The 18,010-nt window shown below is 61.3% G+C and carries 18 protein-coding genes, 1 tRNA gene and 1 riboswitch; of the genes, 12 read left to right on the top strand and 7 right to left on the bottom strand.

What is annotated here, in order from left to right:
- Positions 1-6 precede the first annotated feature (6 nt).
- From cobN to cobJ, 5 genes are read left to right on the top strand one after another with little or no spacing between them, the layout of a single operon-like run.
- The gene (gene cobN / locus COL8621_RS07485) at positions 7-3,252 is read left to right on the top strand and encodes a cobaltochelatase subunit CobN (RefSeq protein ID WP_093966625.1); all 3,246 of its coding nucleotides are present in this window, start codon (positions 7-9) and stop codon (positions 3,250-3,252) included.
- Complete coding sequence (gene cobG, locus COL8621_RS07480; protein WP_093966624.1) at positions 3,249-4,403, top strand: precorrin-3B synthase; 1,155 nt, start codon at positions 3,249-3,251, stop codon at positions 4,401-4,403. Before cobN ends, cobG begins: the two co-directional genes overlap by 4 nt.
- Positions 4,403-5,032, top strand: a complete 630-nt coding sequence (locus tag COL8621_RS07475; RefSeq protein WP_093966623.1) for a precorrin-8X methylmutase — start codon at positions 4,403-4,405, stop codon at positions 5,030-5,032. Before cobG ends, COL8621_RS07475 begins: the two co-directional genes overlap by 1 nt.
- 2 nt (positions 5,033-5,034) lie before the next feature.
- On the top strand, positions 5,035-5,754 hold the full coding sequence (locus tag COL8621_RS07470) for a precorrin-2 C(20)-methyltransferase (protein ID WP_370804574.1): 720 nt from the start codon (positions 5,035-5,037) through the stop codon (positions 5,752-5,754).
- Entirely contained in the window at positions 5,751-6,488 is a 738-nt protein-coding gene (gene cobJ / locus COL8621_RS07465) for a precorrin-3B C(17)-methyltransferase (protein ID WP_093966621.1), read from the top strand. The genes COL8621_RS07470 and cobJ overlap by 4 nt, the downstream gene beginning before the upstream one ends.
- On the opposite strand, the gene COL8621_RS07460 is transcribed toward cobJ, so the two are convergent.
- Positions 6,464-7,213, bottom strand: a complete 750-nt coding sequence (locus COL8621_RS07460; RefSeq protein WP_093966620.1) for a cobalt-precorrin-6A reductase — start codon at positions 7,211-7,213, stop codon at positions 6,464-6,466. The two genes, cobJ and COL8621_RS07460, sit on opposite strands and share 25 nt — an antisense overlap.
- On the opposite strand from COL8621_RS07460, the gene cbiE reads away from it, so the two are divergent.
- The 7 genes from cbiE (at position 7,212) to cobF (ending at position 13,385) form a co-directional block, all read left to right on the top strand.
- The gene (cbiE, locus tag COL8621_RS07455) at positions 7,212-8,399 is read left to right on the top strand and encodes a precorrin-6y C5,15-methyltransferase (decarboxylating) subunit CbiE (protein WP_093966619.1); all 1,188 of its coding nucleotides are present in this window, start codon (positions 7,212-7,214) and stop codon (positions 8,397-8,399) included. The two genes, COL8621_RS07460 and cbiE, sit on opposite strands and share 2 nt — an antisense overlap.
- The gene (locus COL8621_RS07450) at positions 8,396-8,758 is read left to right on the top strand and encodes a cobalamin biosynthesis protein (protein WP_093966618.1); all 363 of its coding nucleotides are present in this window, start codon (positions 8,396-8,398) and stop codon (positions 8,756-8,758) included. Before cbiE ends, COL8621_RS07450 begins: the two co-directional genes overlap by 4 nt.
- Positions 8,755-9,537, top strand: coding sequence for a precorrin-4 C(11)-methyltransferase (gene cobM, locus COL8621_RS07445; protein ID WP_093966617.1), 783 nt, complete (start codon positions 8,755-8,757; stop codon positions 9,535-9,537). Before COL8621_RS07450 ends, cobM begins: the two co-directional genes overlap by 4 nt.
- Positions 9,537-10,847 carry a cobyrinic acid a,c-diamide synthase CobB gene (locus COL8621_RS07440; RefSeq protein WP_093966616.1) on the top strand — a complete coding sequence of 437 codons (1,311 nt, stop codon included), beginning with the start codon at positions 9,537-9,539 and terminating at the stop codon, positions 10,845-10,847. Before cobM ends, COL8621_RS07440 begins: the two co-directional genes overlap by 1 nt.
- Positions 10,844-11,569: a uroporphyrinogen-III C-methyltransferase gene (cobA, locus tag COL8621_RS07435; protein ID WP_093966615.1), complete on the top strand. Its 726-nt coding sequence runs from the start codon at positions 10,844-10,846 to the stop codon at positions 11,567-11,569. The genes COL8621_RS07440 and cobA overlap by 4 nt, the downstream gene beginning before the upstream one ends.
- A gap of 17 nt (positions 11,570-11,586) precedes the next feature.
- Positions 11,587-11,800: riboswitch (cobalamin riboswitch) on the top strand.
- An 85-nt stretch (positions 11,801-11,885) separates the two neighbouring features.
- Positions 11,886-12,563, top strand: coding sequence for an energy-coupling factor ABC transporter permease (locus COL8621_RS07430; RefSeq protein ID WP_093966614.1), 678 nt, complete (start codon positions 11,886-11,888; stop codon positions 12,561-12,563).
- 66 nt (positions 12,564-12,629) lie between these two features.
- Complete coding sequence (gene cobF / locus COL8621_RS07425) at positions 12,630-13,385, top strand: precorrin-6A synthase (deacetylating) (RefSeq protein ID WP_093966613.1); 756 nt, start codon at positions 12,630-12,632, stop codon at positions 13,383-13,385.
- Positions 13,386-13,400: 15 nt separating this feature from the next.
- Here cobF and COL8621_RS07420 read toward each other — a convergent pair.
- The 6 genes from COL8621_RS07420 to sufC all read right to left on the bottom strand — a co-directional run bounded on the left by COL8621_RS07420 (position 13,401) and on the right by sufC (position 17,947).
- Positions 13,401-13,477: transfer RNA gene (locus tag COL8621_RS07420), tRNA-Arg, on the bottom strand.
- 97 nt (positions 13,478-13,574) lie between these two features.
- Positions 13,575-14,795, bottom strand: coding sequence for a cysteine desulfurase (locus COL8621_RS07415; RefSeq protein WP_093966612.1), 1,221 nt, complete (start codon positions 14,793-14,795; stop codon positions 13,575-13,577).
- Positions 14,788-15,390 (bottom strand): Yip1 family protein, encoded by a 603-nt coding sequence (locus COL8621_RS07410; protein WP_093966611.1) that lies wholly within the window; start codon positions 15,388-15,390, stop codon positions 14,788-14,790. Before COL8621_RS07410 ends, COL8621_RS07415 begins: the two co-directional genes overlap by 8 nt.
- Complete coding sequence (locus COL8621_RS07405; RefSeq protein ID WP_093966610.1) at positions 15,390-15,902, bottom strand: YIP1 family protein; 513 nt, start codon at positions 15,900-15,902, stop codon at positions 15,390-15,392. The genes COL8621_RS07410 and COL8621_RS07405 overlap by 1 nt, the downstream gene beginning before the upstream one ends.
- Positions 15,903-17,192: a Fe-S cluster assembly protein SufD gene (sufD, locus tag COL8621_RS07400; RefSeq protein ID WP_093966609.1), complete on the bottom strand. Its 1,290-nt coding sequence runs from the start codon at positions 17,190-17,192 to the stop codon at positions 15,903-15,905.
- The gene (gene sufC, locus COL8621_RS07395) at positions 17,192-17,947 is read right to left on the bottom strand and encodes a Fe-S cluster assembly ATPase SufC (RefSeq protein ID WP_093966608.1); all 756 of its coding nucleotides are present in this window, start codon (positions 17,945-17,947) and stop codon (positions 17,192-17,194) included. Before sufC ends, sufD begins: the two co-directional genes overlap by 1 nt.
- Between the last annotated feature and the right edge of the window lie 63 nt (positions 17,948-18,010).

Here is an 18,010-nt window from a genome sequence, read left to right as displayed (position 1 = left end):
CCAACGATGCATGTCGTCTTTCGCGAAAGCCACGGGTTAGAGGAAACCGATACCCCGACGGATCTGGGCCAAACGCCCGCCGATCTGGTGGTGCTGTCGTTTTCCGACAGTGACCTTGGCGCTTTCGCGGCGGGCTGGCATCGTGCCGACGGCAAGCTGCCGACCTTGCGGCTGGCCAACCTTGTGGCGCTGCGCCATCCTTTGTCGGTCGATACCTACGCCGAACAGACACTGGAAGGTGCCAAAGGCATTCTGGTGCGGCTGATCGGCGGCGAAAGCTATTGGCCCTATGGCCTAGCCCAGCTTCAGGATATGGCCCGCCGTCAGGGCATCGCGCTGGCGGTGCTTCCGGCGGATGGTCGCGAAGACGCGCGGCTGGATGAACTGTCCACTCTGCCCGTGTCCACCCTGCGCCGGCTTCAGCACCTGTGTGACGCAGGCGGCGCGGTGGCTGCGCAGGCCGCGTTGGCGCAACTGGCTTTGGCGGCTGGGCTTTATGCTGGTCCGGTACTGGGTGAAAAAACTGTGCCCGACTTCGGGTTTTACCGTCCCGGCCAAGGGGTCGTACCCGCCCCGGAACCATCAGAAAAACCGCTGGCGCTGGTCAGCTTTTACCGCTCGTACCTGACGTCAGCCGATACTTCGCCCGTTGATGCACTGATCGCGGCGCTAGAGGAACGCGGGTTTCACGCTGTTGGTGCCTTTGCCCCTAGTCTGAAACAACCCGTCGCGTCCGCGTGGCTGCGTGATCAGATCAAAACGCTTTGCCCTTCGGTTATCGTCAACGCCACTGCCTTTTCCGCCCAAGGTGCCGATGGCGCGCCATCACCCCTGAACGCCGCCGGTTGCCCGGTGTTTCAGGTCGCCCTATCCACCGCCCGCAAGAAAGAATGGGCCGAGGCAGAGCGCGGCCTCTCCCCCGCCGATCTGGCCATGCATGTGGTATTGCCAGAGGTGGACGGGCGCATTTTCACCGGCGTTGCCAGCTTCAAGGCTCCGTCAAAGCGTGACCCAGATTTGGAATATTCCCGCTTTGCCCACCGTGCAAACGACGCGCGGATAGCCGCCATCGCGGATCGTGTCGCGGGTTGGCACGCGCTGGGCACAAAGACCAACGCCGACAAACAGGTCGCGCTAATCCTATCGACCTATCCGGGCAAGGCACATCAACTGGCCCATGCGGTTGGGCTGGACGCGCTGGCATCAGCAAACGCAATCCTTACCGGTCTTGCTGGGGATGGTTTCGAAACCACTGAAGTCGCCGACCTTGGCAAAGCCATGCTCACCCAGACCTGCGAATGGCCGGTTGCAGAATACCTGACGGCGTTGGCCAAGCTGCCCGAACCTCTTCGCGATGACCTGACCGAAGCTTGGGGCGCGGCTGAGAATGACCCATCGGTCAAGAACGGCACCTTCCACTTCGCAGCCCTCCGTTCCGGCAACGCGCTGATCGCGCTGCAACCCGAACGGGGCGAGGTGAAGACACGCGCCGACGACTATCACGACCTCGCCCGCACCCCGCGCCATGGCTATGTTGCGTTTTACCTGTGGCTGAAGGCGCAGGCCGACGCGCTGATCCATATTGGCGCGCATGGCACGCTGGAATGGCTTCCGGGCAAGGCCGTGGCCCTGTCTGACGATTGCTGGCCCGAGGCGCTGACCGGGGCGATGCCCGTTATCTATCCGTTCATCGTGAATGACCCCGGCGAGGCCGCGCAGGCCAAGCGCCGTATCGGCGCGGTTACCATTGGCCACCTGCCCCCGCCGCTGGCGCAGACGAAACTGCCCGAAGGTATGGGGCGGCTCGAAAGCCTGCTGGATGAATATTCCACCGCCGACGGGCTAGACCCCGCCCGCCGCGACCGCCTGATCGAAGATATCCGGGCCGAGGCGCAGGGCACCGGGGTTGAAGCCGACCTTGGCCTGACACCCGACACCTGCCCGGCCGAGGCGATTACGCGTATCGACCGCTTCGTCTGCGACATCAAGGAAAGCCAGTATGGCGATGGGCTGCACGTATTCGGCACGGGCGACTGTGGCGCCAGCGAGGCCAGCGGCCTGATCGCTGCCCTATCGGGCCGCTTCGTCCCGCCCGGCCCTTCGGGGTCACCATTCCGGGGCCGTTCCGACGTTCTGCCAACCGGGCGCAACCTGTTCACCACTGACCCGCGGGCCGTTCCGTCGCGCGCCGCGCATTCCCAAGGTGTGAAACTGGCCGAAGAACTGTTGCGCAGGCACCTTCAGGACCACGGCGATTGGCCCAAGGGGTTGGTGATTGATCTGTGGGGATCAGCCACAATGCGGACTGCCGGTGAAGAATTCGCCATGGCCCTGCATCTGGCCGGGCTGGCCCCGAAATGGGACGAAGGGTCAGAACGCGTCAGCGGGTTCGAAGTGCTACCACTGGCCCTGCTAAATCGCCCGCGCATCGACGTTACCTTGCGGGTTTCGGGCCTGTTCCGCGATGTATTCCCTGGCCTTGCGCAAATGTTCGAAGCCGCCGCCGCTGCCTTGGCCGAGCGCGAGGAAGACGCGGGCGATAACCCCTATCTGCACACCACCCCGCGCGTGTTCGGACCCAAACCCGGACAATACGGCCTGAACATGGGCGAAGCGCTGGAAGATTACACCGCAGAGGCCCGCGCGGCAGCGGGGGAGGCTTGGCTGAACGCCTCTTCCCACGCGATTGACGCCAGCGGCACCTCTTCGCCCGCCCGCGATGCGTTGGAAAAGCGCGTTAAGGGGGCGGATGCTTTCGTTCACCTTCAGGACCTGCCCGAAACAGATGTGCTGCTGGCGTCAGACTATGCCGCGCACGAGGCCGGGTTTGCCGCCGCCGTCGCCCGTTTGGGGGGCACCGCGCCCGCGCTTTATCATCTGGATGCCACGCGCCCCGATGCCCCACAGGCACGTTCGTTGACCGAAGAAATCGCCCGCGTCACCCGCGCCCGCGCCGCCAACCCAGATTGGGCCAGCGGTATGATGCGCCATGGCTTCCGCGGGGCAGCCGAAATCGCCGCCACGCTGGATCACATGGCCGCGTTTGCGCATCTGGCGGGCGTGGTCCCGGCGCATCTGTTTGACATGTATCACGAGGCGACGCTTGGCCGGGACGACCTTGTCGCCTTCATGCAAGCCGAAAACCCCGAAGCCCTTGCCGCCATGCGCGCCCGGTTTGATGCGTTGCATCAGGCAGGCCTGTGGGTAACGCGCCGCAACTCCATCGCCGCAACGATCGGGGCCGAAGGATGAGCGCGCCAGTGATCCGCGGCTGGTGCCCCGGTGCCCTGCGCCCGATGCAATCCGGGGATGGGTTGGTTGTGCGCATTCGTCCCCGTGGCGGGCGGCTAACCCAAGACCAAGCCGCTGGCATTGCTCAGCTTTCACGGGAACATGGGAACGGGCTGATCGATCTGTCGTCACGCGCGAATGTGCAGCTTCGCGGCGTAAGCGAGGATACATATCCGGCGCTTATCGACGGGCTAAGACAGCTCGACCTGATCGACGAGACAACCGAACAAGAAGCGCGGCGCAACATCATCGTTTCACCCTTTTGGCAGGATGGGGATGAAACGCGCACAATCGCTGCTGCGTTGACGCAAGCCCTGGCCGCGCCGGACGCGCCCACCCTGCCCGGCAAATTCGGCTTCGCCGTCGATTGCGGGGTGCAGCCTGTGTTGGCCAGCGCCTCGGCCGATATCCGAATTGAACGCGGTGCGAATGGTCAACTGATCTGCCGCGCAGAAGGGCGGACGACGGGCGCAATCGTAACCAAAGACACCGCGGCGTCTGTGGCGCTGACTCTTGCGCACTGGTTCGTTGCAACCGGTGGGGCACCTGACGGGCGTGGACGTATGGCGCGCCATTTAGCACCAGTCCCGGACCAATTCACCGCAGTAACCGCCCAACCGCCCATCGAACGCCCCAGCCCCGGTCCAACGACCCGCGGCACGTTGATCGCGTTTGAGTTCGGCCAGTTAACCGCCGCGACCTTGGAAGAAATCGCCAAGCGCGGCCCCCTTCGCGTAACACCATGGCGCATGGTCTTGGTCGAAGGCGCGCAGGAAATGTCGGGCATCGCTGGCACGATCACGTCGCCTGATGCGCAATTGCTGAACGTCGTTGCCTGCACAGGCGCGCCAGCCTGCCCGCAAGCGCTTGGCGAAACGCGCCTTTTGGCCCGTGCATTGGCCGCGCACATCCCCAGTGGCACCCAACTGCACGTGTCAGGCTGCACCAAGGGGTGCGCCCGACCCGCCGCCACAGAGTATACGTTGGTCGCCCGACCCGGCGACCGATTTGACTTGATCCACAAGGGTCGCGCATCGGACGGACCCGTCAAAACCGGGCTGACGACCGATATGCTGACCACCCACCCCGAAACACTGTTCAAGAGCCCCTGATGCCCCACACCTATGAAACCAACGGCGCGGCGATCTATGCTGAAAGCTTTGCCACCATCCGGGCCGAGGCTGACCTTGCCCGTTTCACCAAAGACGAAGAATCCGTGGTGGTGCGCATGATTCATGCCGCTGGCCTTGTTGGGTTGGAACGTGACGTGCGCTTTTCACCCGATATGGCCGCGATTGCGCGCAAGGCGCTGGCCGATGGCGCGCCGATCCTGTGTGACGCCTATATGGTCAGCGAAGGCATCACCCGCCCCCGCCTCCCCGCCGACAATCAGGTCATCTGCACCCTGCGGGATCCCGCCGTGCCCGACATGGCCAAGGAAATGGGCAACACCCGATCCGCCGCCGCGCTGGAACTGTGGCGGCCGCATCTGGAGGGCGCAGTGGTCGCCATCGGCAACGCGCCAACCGCGCTGTTTCACCTGTTAAACATGCTGGAAGACCCCGCCTGCCCGCGCCCTGCCGCGATCATCGGCTGCCCTGTCGGTTTCGTCGGCGCCGCTGAATCCAAAGACGCGTTGATGGAAGACCTGCCCGTGCCGTCAATGGTTGTAACCGGGCGGCTTGGCGGATCGGCCATCACTGTGGCTGCGGTTAACGCGCTGGCCAGTTGGAAGGAATGAGTATGAGCGGTAAGGTTATCTGCGTCGGCCTTGGCCCCGGCGACCCCGATCTGATGAGCGTTAAGGCCGATCGCCTGATCCGCGGCGCGGGTCACGTGGCGTTCTTTCGCAAGGCCGGTCGCAAAGGTCAGGCCCGCCAAATCGTCGAAGGGATGCTGCACCCAAAGGCGACAGAATACGCGATGGAATACCCCGTCACGACCGAAATCCATTTCTCGGACCCCGAATATAACCGCATCCTGTCAGAGTTTTACGCCGACTGGGCCGACCGTTTGGCCGCCTTGGCCAAGACCGACGATGTGATCGTTCTGTGCGAGGGCGACCCGTTCTTTTACGGCTCTTTCATGCACCTCCATTCCCGTCTGCAGGGCCGCACAGAGGTTGAGATCGTGCCGGGTATCACCGGCATGTCGGGCTGTTGGACAGCGACAGATCAACCCATCACATGGGGCGATGACGTTCTGACCGTCCTGATGGCCACCCTGCCAGAAGAAGAGCTGACAGAACGGGCCAAGGGGTCTGACGCGCTTGTGTTCATGAAGATCGGGCGCAACCTACCTAAACTGCGGCGCGCGCTAAAGGCTGCAGGCCGGCTGGACGCCGCGTGGTTGGTCGAACGGGGCACCATGCCCGGCCAAACCGTTCAAAAGCTTTCCGAAATTGACGATATCGTCCCCTATTTCGCCATCGCCATCGTGCACGGCCATGGGCGGCGACCATGAGCGGCTGGGTCACAATCGCGGGCCTTGGCCCCGGTGCTGATGCGCTTGTCACGCCCGAGGTTACCGCGGCCTTGGCGGAAGCGACCGATGTTGTCGGCTACATTCCCTATGTTGCGCGGGTCGCGCCACGCGACGGGCTGACCCTGCACGCAACCGATAACCGGGTCGAGGTTGAACGCGCCTCCCATGCCCTTTCGATGGCCGCAGAGGGAAAGCGTGTTGTTGTCGTTTCATCGGGTGATCCGGGCGTGTTCGCGATGGCCTCTGCCGTGTTCGAAGCGGTGGAAAATGGCGAGCCGACTTGGCGCGACTTGGACATTCGCGTTCTGCCCGGCATCAGCGCCATGTTCGCAGCAGCCGCCCAGATGGGCGCGCCCTTGGGCCATGATTTCTGTGCGATCAACCTGTCGGATAACCTGAAACCTTGGGATCTGATCGAAAAGCGGCTTCGGCTTGCATCACAGGCCGGGTTTGCGATGGCATTTTATAACCCACGCTCAAAAAGCCGCCCACATCAGTTCACCCGCGCACTTGAGATTTTGCGTGAAGAATGCGGCCCTAACGGCTTGATTTCATTCGCGCGCGCCGTTTCGACGCCGGAACAAAAGATCGTCACGGTCACCTTGGGCGAAGCCACGCCTGAAATGGCCGACATGCGCACGGTTGTGATCGTCGGCAACCCCGACACGCGCCGCATTGGCCGATATGTTTACACCCCACGGCGCGCGGAATGAGGGAGCCAGCCCATCACCTCGTCCACGCTGCGCAGGATTGTGCGTGGCGCAATGGCGGGCCGGTCGATGATGATGACCGGCACACCAAGCGCGCGCGCGGCGTCCAGTTTGGCGCGTGCGCCAAGCCCGCCGCCATTCTTGGCGACGATAAGCTGGGTTCCGTGATTTTCCATCAATCCGGTGTCATCCGCGACCGTGAACGGGCCACGCGCCACGACCGCCTCGGCATTGGGCAGCGGCAGCGCGCCTTCGGGCGGGTCGACAAGGCGCAGCAGGTAATCGTGCTGGGGTTTGACGGCGAAATCGGCAATGTGCTGACGCCCGATCGCCAGAAAGACCCGCGTGGGATCATCGGGCAAGGCCGCAACCGCACCCGCCATATCGGGAACGAACTGCCAGTCGTCCGCAGCGTCGGGCGTCCACGCTTCGCGCTCAAACGCGCACAGCGACACGCCCGTGTTGGCACACGCGGCCACGGCATTCATGCTCATCTGAGCGGCGAAGGGATGGGTCGCGTCGATCACATGCGTGATGTTTTCGGCGTTAAGATAAGCCTCCAAACCCTCAACACCGCCAAAGCCCCCAACCCGGGTGGGCAAAGGTTGTTGCGTGGGGTTGTTCGTGCGGCCAGCATAGGAAAACACCGCATCGGCGCCTGCGTCAGCCAAGGCTTTGGCCAGCCGCGATGCCTCTGTCGTGCCGCCGAGAAGAAGGATACGTGTCATGGTTGACCCCTGGTTGACGATTGTCGGTATCGGCGAAGATGGTCTGAGTGGGCTATCAGATGCAAGCCGTTCCGCCGTTTCCAAAGCTCAGGTTATTTTTGGCGCGCCGCGCCACCTTGCGCTGTGCGATGCAGGTGATCGCGGGCGGGAATGGCCCGTTCCGTTTTCGGTAGACCCCGTTTTGGCGCTGCGCGGCCAGCCGGTTGTCGTGCTTGCATCGGGCGATCCGTTCTGGCACGGGGCCGGAGGTTCGCTTTCCGCCCATATCGAACCGGGCGAATGGGTGGCCCATCCTGCGCCGTCAACCTTTTCCATTGCCGCCTCGCGCCTGGCATGGCGGCTGGAGGAAACGCTGTGCATCGGCCTGCACGCAGCCCCGTTTGAGCGGCTGGTCCCGATCCTTGCCCGCGACGCACGGATAATATGTTTGATGCGCGACGGGTCCGCCGTTGCGGAACTGGCGGCGTGGCTGACCAGCAAAGGTTTCGGCCCGTCGACCCTGACGGTGATGGAGGCGTTGGGGGGGCCGAATGAACGGGTTCGCACCGTTTCAGCGGACGCCTTTGACCTTTCCGACATCGCGCATCCCGTCGCTGTTGGCCTTCTGGCTGGTGGCGCGGCGGGGCTGTCACGCGCCTGTGGCCTTGACGACGATACGTTTGCCCATGATGGGCAGATCACCAAACGGCCCATTCGTGCGCTAACGCTGTCTGCCCTTGCCCCACGCCCCGGCGAACGGCTTTGGGATTTGGGGGCTGGCTCTGGCTCTGTCTCGGTCGAATGGTGCCTTGCCGCGCCGTCCGCAACCTCCACCGCTGTCGAGGCGCGCGCGGATCGAATGCTCAACATCACCCAAAACGCCACGGATTTCGGCTTGGCGCATCGGTTATCCGCGGTTGAGGGCAAGGCCATCGACCGTCTGGACGACCTGCCCACCCCAAACGCTGTGTTCATTGGCGGCGGTGCCTCTGACGCGCTGCTTACGGCCGTCTGGGAACGGATCCCGCAAGGCACGCGTCTGGTGGGCAATGCGGTGACGCTTGAAACCGAAATGCTGTTCACAAATTGGCACGCCGACAAGGGCGGCTCTCTGATGCGGGTTGAACTGGCAGAGGCCGAACCGCTGGGTCGCATGCGCGGCTGGGCCCGCGCCCGCCCCGTCGTCCAATGGAGCGTGACACGATGAGGGTTGCAGGGATCGGCTTTCGCGAAAATGCCCCCGTTTCTTCGCTGCAAGAGGCGCTAGAAGCCGCTGGCGGTAACGTTCAGGCCCTTGCCACCGCAAAGGTGAAAGCAGCAGCGCCGCAGATCGTTACCCTTAGCGAACGCATGACCCTGCCGCTTGTCGCCGTGTCGCCAGCCGAGCTTGCAGCCCAACAAACCATAACCCAATCTGACCGCGTCATGGCCCAATTCGGCACCGGCTCGGTGGCTGAGGCTGCGGCCCTTGCCGCCGCAGGCCCCGGTGCGCAACTGTTGGGCCCGCGCGTATCATCAAAAGACGGCATGGCAACTGCCGCGATCGCAGAAGGAATTTCGCAATGACAGTGCATTTCATCGGTGCAGGACCCGGCGCTGCCGATCTTATCACCCTGCGTGGGCGCGACCTGATCGCCGCTTGCCCGGTTTGCCTTTACGCCGGTTCGCTGGTGCCCGAGGCGCTGTTGTCGCACTGCCCCGAAGGCGCAAAGATTGTGAACACGGCCTCCATGTCACTGGACGAAATCATGGCCGAAATCGCCGAAGCCGATGCCAACGGTCAGGACGTCGCGCGGCTTCATTCGGGTGATCTGTCTGTCTGGTCGGCAATGGGCGAACAACTGCGCCGATTGCGCGCGCTTGGCATTGCCTATGACGTGACGCCGGGTGTCCCGTCGTTTTCCGCAGCTGCGGCAGCTTTGGGCGCGGAACTTACCCTGCCAGGCGTTGCCCAGTCGGTAATCCTGACCCGCACGTCAGGCCGCGCCAGCGCGATGCCCGACGGCGAAACGCTGGCCAATTTCGCGGCCACCGGCGCGACCCTTGCCATCCACCTGTCCGTGCATGTGTTGGAACGTGTCATCGAAGAGCTGACACCGCATTACGGCGCGGATTGCCCCGTCGCCGTCATTTGGCGCGCCACTTGGCCCGATCAGCGCATTGTACGCGCAACGCTGGAAACGCTTGAAGAAGCCACCGAAGGGGAACGCGGGCGCACCGCCTTGATCCTCGTTGGGCACGCCATTGGTGCCGAAGAGTTCAACGAAAGCTGCCTTTACGCGGGCGACTATGACCGCCGTTTCCGCCCCGTCGGAACCGAGCCGCGCTTCCCGGAGGGTGAATAATGCTGCCCGCTGGCCTGTTAATTTCTGCCCCTGCGTCGGGCACGGGCAAAACCACCCTGATGCTGGGCCTGTTGCGCGCGCTGCGTGATCAAGGCGTTGCCGTTCAGCCGTTCAAAAGCGGGCCGGACTATATCGACCCGGCGTTTCACCGCGCGGCCGCCGGGCGCACATCCGTGAACCTTGACAGTTGGTCGATGGGCAAAGGGCGTATCGCCGGATTGCTGGGCGCGGCTGATGGTGCGGACCTTATTCTGGCCGAAGGGTCGATGGGCCTGTTTGACGGGGTTGCCCAGCCGGGTGAAACCGGCACCGGGGCCAGCGCGGATATTGCGGCCCTTGCGGGCTGGCCCGTGGTGCTGGTGCTGGATGTATCGGGACAGGCGCAATCTGCCGCCGCTGTGGCAATGGGTTTTGCGGCGATGCGGCCCGACACCAAACTGGCAGGCGTTGTTCTGAACCGCGTCGCCAGCCCCCGCCACGAAGCGTTGGTCCGCGCCGGGATGGAGGCTGCGGGGATCACCGTATTCGGCGCACTGCCACGCCTGAAAACCGTTGAAATGCCGGAACGGCATCTTGGGCTGGTCCAAGCCGAAGAACAGCCAGAGTTAGAGCGGATTTTGGACGCGGCGGGCGCGTTCATTGCTGAACATATCGACATTGCCGCCCTGCGGGCCTCTGCACAGACCACAAACGTACTTAACGTCACCCCAACGAACACGCCGCCGCCCGGCCAACGTATCGCCCTTGCCCGCGACGAGGCGTTTTCCTTCGTCTACCCTCATCTTCTGGAAAGCTGGCGCGCTGCCGGGGCCGAGGTTATGCCGTTTTCCCCGCTTGCCGACGAGGCACCAGATGATCGCGCCGATGTGTGCTGGTTGCCCGGAGGATACCCGGAACTGCACGCAGGCAAGCTGGCCGCGGCCCAGACATTCCGTGACGCGATGCAGTCTTTTGCCGAAACAAAACCCGTTCACGGCGAATGCGGCGGCTACATGGCCATGGGCGCGGGCCTGATCGACAAAGACGGTGTGCGCCACCAAATGGCAGGATTGCTGGGGCTGGTGACATCCTATGAAAAGCGGAAGATGCATCTGGGGTATCGTCAGGCAGAACTGGCCGCACCCCTGCCCGGCTATGCACCGGGCGCGCAACTGCGCGGGCATGAGTTTCACTATTCCACCATCCTTGAACAACCCGACGCGCCCTTGGCCCGTGTGCGTGATGCGAATGGCACTGACGTTCCTGAAACCGGCTCGTGCCGCGGGAACGCGACGGGCAGTTTCTTCCATCTGATCGCGGAGGCAGAATGACCGGCTTCGTCAGTTTTGTATCCTCTGGGCCCGGCGACCCAGAGTTGTTGACGTTAAAGGCGGTTAATCGCCTTCAGTCCGCCGATGCCGTTTTGTTTGACGATTTGTCCTCTGGCCCGATCCTTGGCCACGCGCGCGACGGTGCCGATCTGGTTGGCGTGGGAAAACGCGCCGGACGCGCCTCTCCCAAGCAAGATCATGTCAGTCAGTTGTTGGTGGATTATGCGATTACCGGCCAAAAGGTCGTGCGCCTGAAATCAGGCGACGCAGGCGTTTTTGGGCGGTTGGAGGAAGAGATTGTCGCCCTTCGCGCCGCTGGCATTGATTATGAAATCATCCCCGGCGTCACTGCGGCCTCGGCCGCGGCTGCGGCGGCGGGTATTCCGCTGACGCGCCGCCTGACCGCGCGCCGGGTTCAATATGTCACCGGGCACGACGTCACTGGCGAATTGCCCGAAGGGTTGAACATGGCCGCCCTTGCCGATCCGGGCGCGACAACGGTGGTCTACATGGGAAAACGCACCTTTGCCGGGCTGGTGAACCGCCTGATCGAAGCTGGCCTGCCCGCCGAAACGCCCGCCCTGCTGGCCGAAGCGGTTTCAACGCCTGATCAACGCCTTGCGCGGCATACTATCGCAGAATTGGCTGAATATCTTACCAATTCCGCAGGAACCACGCCCGCGCTTATTCTTTATGGCGCACTGGCTTCGCCCGACGCTTGACAGCGGCTTGGCCTGCGTGACATTCGTTAAGTGACGGTTCCCAGCGGCCAAAAAGCCAAGGGATCAAAAGGGAACACGGTGAGGTGTAGCCATCAGGCGCCAAATCCGTGACTGCCCCCGCAACTGTAAACGGCGAGCGTGCCCGGAAAACGCCACTGACCATCTGGTTGGGAAGGCCCGGGAAAGCGACGACCCGCAAGTCAGGAGACCTGCCGTCACGCCGCATGGGATCGCCCGTGCAAACCGACATCGTCCAGCCGCGCGGCTGGCTTCATACCAAAATCGTCGTCGGGTGAGACGGCAGGGAGAAAAAGACATGCATATCGAACCAGGTATCGTCGTAGGCGCAAAGCTTGCGCTTAGCTATGCCACCGCAGCGGGTGCTGCCACTTACGGGCTGAAACTTGCCGCTGACGCCGTGCGCGAAAGCCGCTTTTCCGGTCTGGCCATCCGCAGCGTGATGACCACGCTGTTGGTTCTGACTTTCTTTCAGATCCTGCCGCACTATCCAGTTGGTGTGTCTGAGGTTCACTTCATCCTCGGCTCGACCCTGTTCTTGATGTTTGGCGCGGCCCCAGCGGCCATCGGCCTGTCGCTGGGCCTGTTGGCGCAGGGCATGTTCCTTGCCCCGTTTGACCTGCCACAGTACGGCATGAACCTGACAACGCTGTTGGTGCCACTGTTCGCCCTGCAAGCGTTGGCCAAAAAGATCATCGCACCGAACACCGCCTATGTTGACCTGAAGTACGGTCAGGCGCTGGCGCTTTCCACAGCATACCAAGGCGGCGTTGTCGCTTGGGTCGCGTTCTGGGCGTTCTATGGCCAAGGTTTCACCGCAGGCAACATCGCAGCCGTATCCACCTTCGGTGGCGCATACATGCTGGTCGTCGCGATTGAGCCGCTGGTTGATCTGGCTGTTCTGGCAGGTGCCAAGGCGCTGAAAGGCGCACGCATCAGCGCCCTGATGACCCCACGCGTTTATAACGCCGGCTGAAATCGCACATAATTCTACGACAGCACGGCTCCTATTCGGGGCCGTCTTTCTTTTTAGGGGTCTGATATGATTGAGCTTCTTCTGGTCGGCATCGGAACCGGCAATCCGCAGCACCTGACCCTGCAGGCGATCCAGGCGCTCAACTCTGCCGATCTGATTTTGATCCCGCGTAAGGGCGAAAACAAATCCGATCTGGTCGAACTGCGCCGCGCCATCTGCGCCGATGTTCTGACCAACCCCACCACACGAATTCACGATTTCGACCTACCTAAACGGGACGCCGAAAACCCTGATTATCGGGGCGGGGTTGACGACTGGCATGATGAAATTGCCGCTGTTTGGTCCAATGAAATCAAAACCCAGTTGGGAAAGACGGGCCGCGTTGCGTTCCTCGTGTGGGGTGACCCATCGCTTTACGACAGCACGTTGCGCATCGCTGAGCGTGTGAAAACCGTGATGCCGCTTCGCGTGACCATGATCCCTGGCATGACGTCCATTCAGGCGCTGACGGCTGGCCACGCGATCCCGCTGAACGAAATCGGCGCACCTGTCACGATCACCACAGGCCGCCGCCTGCGCGACGGCGGATGGCCCGCGAGCGTTGATACATTGGTAATCATGCTGGACGGCACCTGTGCGTTCCAGACCCTGCCCCCCGAAGGCATCACCATTTGGTGGAGCGCGTATGCAGGCATGGCCGAGGAAATCACCCTTTCCGGCCCCCTGTCCGAAATCAGCGAAACGATTCTGGACACCCGCGCAAAAGCCCGCGCCAAGCACGGCTGGCTGATGGATATCTACATGCTGCGTCGTGGCGGCTAAATTTAGATAGAGTTTTGGCGCACCCGAGAGGATTCGAACCTCTGGCCTCTGCCTTCGGAGGGCAGCGCTCTATCCAGCTGAGCTACGGGTGCCTGAGCGGTCATATATGACAAAGGTCAGCGCCCTGCAACGCGTAACTCCTACGTGCAGGGCGGAAAATTGATCGAGGGCAGTTTCTGCCCTGCCCGGCTAGCCAAGCAGCTCGTGGCACAGTTCCAGCGCGTCCACCAAAGCGTCAACCTCTTGGGTGGTGTTGTACAGCCCGAATGACGCGCGGCAGGTCGCGCTGACGCCCAGATGATCCATCAACGGCCCGGCGCAATGGTGGCCAGCGCGCACGGCGACGCCCTTTTTATCAAGCACCGTCGAAATGTCATGCGCATGTGCGGGCCCATTCAACGTGAACGAAAAGATCGCGCCCTTGGTCGCAGATTTTCCCTGAACATTCAGCCAGTTCAGCCCATCCAGCTTGTCGCGCGTGTATTGGGTCAGCGCCTTTTCATGCGCCGCGATGTTTTCCATTCCCAGACCCATCATATATTCAAGCGCGACGCCCATGCCGATTTGCTGAACGATACCGGGGGTGCCTGCCTCAAACTTCATGGGCGGGTCGTTATAGGTCACCACATCCTTGTGCACTTCGCGGATCATGTCGCCGCCGCCCATGAACGGGCGCATTTCGGCCATCCGCTCTTTCTTGATGTGGATCGCGCCGGAACCGGAAGGGCCGTAAAGCTTGTGCCCGGTGATCGCGTAAAAATCTGCGCCAATCTCATCAACATTGACGGGCATGTGAACAGACGCTTGCGACCCATCAAGAAGCACCGGCACACCACGATCATGCGCGCCATCAACGATCGGTTTCACGTCCACAACCGTGCCCAGCACATTTGACATGTGGGTCAGAGCGACAAGCTTGGTCTTTGGCCCGATCGCATCAAGGACTTTGGCCGGGTCGAGGTCGCCATTGGCATCCACATCAACCCATTTCAGAACTACGCCCTGACGTTCCCGCAAGAAGTGCCACGGGACGATGTTTGCGTGATGCTCCATCACGCTTAGAACAATCTCATCCCCGGCTTTTAGGCGCGGCATGGCCCAGCCATATGCAACCAGATTGATGCCTTCTGTCGTCCCCGAGGTGAAGACGATTTCATCCTCATCCTTCGCGCCAAGGAACTTGGCCACAGTGCCGCGCACGGCCTCATACTTTTCGGTGGCTAGGTTCGAAAGGTAATGCAACCCGCGGTGAACGTTGGAATATTCCATGGAATACGCCTGCGTCACGGCATCAATCACAACCTGAGGCTTCTGCGCCGAGGCGCCGTTATCAAGATAGACAAGCGGCTTGCCGTTCACCTCACGAGAGAGGATTGGGAAATCTTCGCGGACAGCGGCAAGATCATACATTTTGGATCTCCGGCAGGGTGATTAACCCAAAGAGTGAGAGAAGAAAGAAGAAGAAGAACCCAAGGAAAAACGCCGTGACCATGATCATGATGAACACGGGAAACAGCGACCGAAACCCGTGTAGCACAGTGACGAAGTTCGTCAAAAGCCACAGCAGCAGGCCCAGGTTCACAGCCCCCATCAGGACAGCCAAAGGCGGTATCGTGACAAGGAAAAAAAGCTGTATCATGTTGAAAATCAACATAATTGCCTGAAGCCAGACAATAAGCCTTAGCGCGCCGTCAAAATCCCCGGTGCCACCGAACAATCGGCCAACGCGATGAAGCGCGATAACCATCGCCACCGTCGCCAGCCCAGCGATGATCGCGCCCTTCAACGGCGCATCGCGAAACGTTGATGTCATCGGATCAACGGGCCCGGGCATCAACACACCATTCAGATATGTCTGCACCAACCCAAGGATCACGACCAACGCAAGCGCTTGCCACAATGCATCCCGTGGGATCGGAATGGAAAGCACGCGACGCGCGCCCTCTTTAGGGTCACGAACAGTGTCACGTGCCATGATGGCCAGCGATTTCAACGTCTCACTCATCAGCTTCCCTTTGAGGTGGATTCGTTTTCGGCAACGCTTTCGGCTTCGCGCAGACCTGACAGCCAGATATAGAAGAAAGCGACTGCAAGGACAGCCGAAACCGCAGTCAACGCCGCCCCTTGCCCGATGAACCCGGCAACCATGCCGTGAAACAGCCACACAGGCGATGCCGCAAGCAAAGCCCAGAACAGCGCAAGACGCGCGCCGTACCATCCGCCCTGCCCGCCAAACAGTTTGGCGATCAGATGACTAAGCGCGGCCAGCCCGTACATTGCCAACGGTACAATGAAAATCCAGCCCAACATCGCGCCACCGACCCGTGCATCCAGTGGGATTTCAGGGGCAAGATGCGCCTCTCTGGCCAAGCGCGGCAACGTAGAGATGAAGATGATCAAACAAGCGGCAAACAGGTAGATAAGCGCGCGGTCTTCCCGCGCGCCACCCGCCAGTTGACGTCGCAGGACCGCACGTGGCGCACGGTAACTGCGCAATATCTCCGTCGTGATTGCCATCTAGCCCCGGCGCCTTGTCAGCCAAGCCTCTAGACGCGACAGGATTTCGTCCGCAATCGCTTCGTCCGCGATTTCATCAATCGCTTCGGCAAGAAACGCCAGCGTCAGAAGGTCAGTCGCCTGCCCTGCGGGCACACCGCGCGAACGCAGGTAGAACAACGCCTCGTCATCGATCGCGCCGGATGTGGAGCCATGTGAACAGGCCACATCATCTGCGTAAATCTCCAACTCTGGCTTGGCGAGGAACTGCGCGTCATCGTCCAGAAGCAGCGATTGGCTGATCTGGTAACCGTCAGTTTTCTGCGCGCCCGCTTTCACCAGGATTTTACCCTGGAATACGCCCGTTGCCCCGTTGCGAAGAACCTTTTTGAAAACCTGACGGCTTTCGCAGTTCACCGCGTCATGGGTGATGAAAATCGTGTCATCGTGATGAAAGTCACCATCGCCCATCGCAGCACCCGCGATATGAGCCGAGGCATCATCGCCGGTAAGCTCAATCACGGCTTCGTTGCGGGTCATCACACCGTTCGCAGTCATCGTGAACGATTTGAACAGGCTTTCGGTGCCAAGACGCGCAAAGATATGCGTCACCGCACGGCGTTCATGGTCACGACCCTGCGCGCGAATGTGGTGGAAATCTGCACGATCCGCGACCTCGACCTCCATCGCTTGGTTAAAGCGTGCTGCCGCTGGGCCGCTCTCTAGAACGGTAAGCTCTGCGCCCTCTTCGACCTTGACAAGATGATGAAGGATCGCGTCGGAACTATCTGATTTATGTAGATAAATCATGTGAACGGGCTTCGCAGCCTTGCCCGTCGCTCTGATCACGATACCATCCGTGGCAAAGGCAGTGTTCAGCACCGCAAGCGGGCGATCCACCGGGTTTTGCCCGCGTGTTTCAAGGACGCCATACAGGTCTTTGGCCCAGTGGATATCGGTCTTGGCAACATCCTGAAGGCGCTCAATCTCGATCCCTTCCATCGACAGGTCATCGGACGCATCCGCATCAAAGACCCCATCGACGAAAACCACTTTCAGACGATCGATCCCATCAAAGATCGGTGCTTCGTCGGATGTGTCGAACACAGCAGCCGGAACCGGGTCAACCGACGCCAAGCTGGTTGGGTCCGTGTATTTCCAGTATTCGTCGCGACGCCCGGGCATCCCCATGGCACGCAGTCGAGTGATTGCGTCAGCTTGCGCACCATCCAGCCAACCGGCCCCTTCCAGCCGCGTCAGGCCCGCGATGCGGGCTACCGTCGCGTCTTCTTTTGCTTTGGGTAGCGCCATTACGCAACCTCCGCCAGAATGTCGGCATAACCGTTTTCTTCGACTTCAAGCGCCAGCTCTGGACCGCCCGTTTTCACAATCCGGCCGTTGGCCATGATGTGCACAACGTCAGGCTTAATGTGGTTCAGCAGGCGCTGATAGTGGGTGATCACCAGAAACGCCCGGTTTTCGTCGCGCAGCGCGTTCACGCCTTCGGACACCAGCTTCATCGCATCAACATCAAGGCCAGAGTCGGTTTCATCCAAGATGCACATCTTTGGCTCAAGCATGGCCATCTGAAGGATCTCGTTACGCTTCTTCTCACCACCGGAAAAGCCGGTGTTGACGGGGCGTTTCAGCATATCAGCGTCGATTTTAAGGTCTTTGGCCTTCGCGCGAACAAGCTTAAGGAAATCAGCCGCGCTCATTTCCTCTTCGCCGCGCGCTTTGCGCTGTGCGTTCACTGCGGTGCGCAGGAAGGTCATGTTGCCAACGCCGGGAATCTCAACGGGGTATTGGAACGCAAGGAACAGGCCAGCGGCGGCACGCTCTTCAGGTTCTTGCTCCAACAGGTCTTCGCCGTCCAGCGTGGCGGAACCAGCGGTGACTTCGTACCCGTCGCGACCAGACAAAACATAAGACAGCGTCGATTTGCCCGATCCGTTCGGCCCCATGATCGCATGAACCTTGCCAGCTTCGACCGTCAGATCGACGCCTTTGAGGATTTGCTTGTCTTCCTCTTCAAGTTTCACGTGCAAGTTTTTGATTTCTAGCATTTTTACTCTTCCATATTGCGATCGGCTACGGACTTTTGTTTCGTCAAATCCGTCGGAACCGAA

The organism is Actibacterium lipolyticum, assembly GCF_900184935.1.
GTDB lineage: Bacteria > Pseudomonadota > Alphaproteobacteria > Rhodobacterales > Rhodobacteraceae > Actibacterium_A > Actibacterium_A lipolyticum.
The sequence above is the reverse complement of the archived record's forward strand: the minus strand, read 5'-3'. Positions and strand labels throughout refer to the sequence as shown.